The following is a 1,427-nucleotide window of genomic DNA, read 5'->3' on the forward strand; positions in this document are numbered from 1 at the left end:
CCCTCCCCTTATCTTAAAAATTCCTGTTCTTTTGTAGTTTGTTTTTCTTCTGTTTTACTTGCTTCCTGATAGGCTCTTATCTGTCCTAAGATAGATGGTTTATCACCCGTTTTCTGTGTGGCTTCCTCTTTGGTATGCAAATTATCTTCAACATCATAGGTTGACTCAAAATAATCGCTGTCCTTAAAGTCATTGTCATATCTGTCAGCAATTCCATCATTATCAAGGTCTTTAGAAAGTGGATCATAGAAGTTCCCTTCATCATCAATTTCAAGTCCCATTGCTTGCTTTAATTCTTCTTCATCTACCGAAACAAAGGTATTAAACTCTCCATTTTCCATTTCAAATTTTATGACATCAAGAGCCTTTTCAACACTTCCATTTTCCTTTACATAATCATAATGACTTACTACCACATCATTTACATATTGAGTTGCTGTATAATTCTCAAGATCTAACTCAAACTGTATGCCATGTCTTTCATCCGGTGTATCAGTATAAGCAATTCCTATGTGCTTTAAATCAGGATATAGAGCGTCAAACTCATCATAACTATGATTTTCTTCATACTCTCTGTTGCAGAAGTCAATGATGGCTCGTTTTACATCTTCTACAAGAGGATTATCATTTCTCTTTTCTTCCACTTCTCCCATATCAAGGAGCTTATTCAGTTCTGCCAAGCGAAGCACCTTATTCTTTAGTTCATCAGCTTTTTCAAAAGGCTTTTGTAATTCCTCTTTGGCATTTTCAAGCTGTTCTTTTGTGCTGAAGAGCTTTTCTTCAAGCCTCTTTAATTTCTCAGGCATTTTCTCAAGAGAATTATCCAGTCTTGTAATATTACCGTCCGCACTCGTTCCAAGCTCTCCTGAATGCTTTGCAGCACCGTTTAAGTTGAAGTTATGCTCATTGGTGAAGAAATTGTAACTTACCTCTAAATCCATGTTTCTATACTTACCGATAACTTTGCTTTCATTGATTTTTACTTTAGAAATAGCTTCAAGCAGCTTTTCTCCGGCTAATTTCTTATCCGTAATTTTCTCACCTAAAATGGTAATGGAAGTAAACTTTTCCTCTCCTTCCGCTTTAGGTTCAACTTCTGATATATCTTTCTTGACAGCTTCTATGAGTTTTTCCGTTCTTGAAATTTCTTCCGGATAGTTTTTAGCAACCTTATCCTCTAATCTGTAACGGTTGGACTTGTAGTTAGCTTCAAGCATTTTTAGTTTTGTAACCTCATTATCCAAATCCATCTTTTCCTTGATTTTCGGATCACCTGTAGCAAGGGCTTTAATCTCTGCATAGTTTAAGCTGCTTTCGTCCACATCTTCCGCCACTCTTACAGGTGTTTTGCTTGTCATAATCTGAGAAATGAACTTCTGTTTATTCTCGATGGTCTGCCAAAGGTACGCATCAAAGGTATTCTCCGT

Annotated in this window: 1 pseudogene; it reads right to left on the minus strand. The window is 36.5% G+C overall.

Annotation, left to right across the window (positions count from 1 at the left end):
• Positions 1 to 8 precede the first annotated feature (8 nt).
• Positions 9 to 1,427 (minus strand): annotated as a pseudogene (locus tag HMPREF2801_RS01710) (helicase); the annotation flags it as partial.

The organism is Peptoniphilus sp. HMSC062D09 (genome assembly GCF_001811425.1).
Lineage (GTDB): Bacteria > Bacillota > Clostridia > Tissierellales > Peptoniphilaceae > Peptoniphilus_A.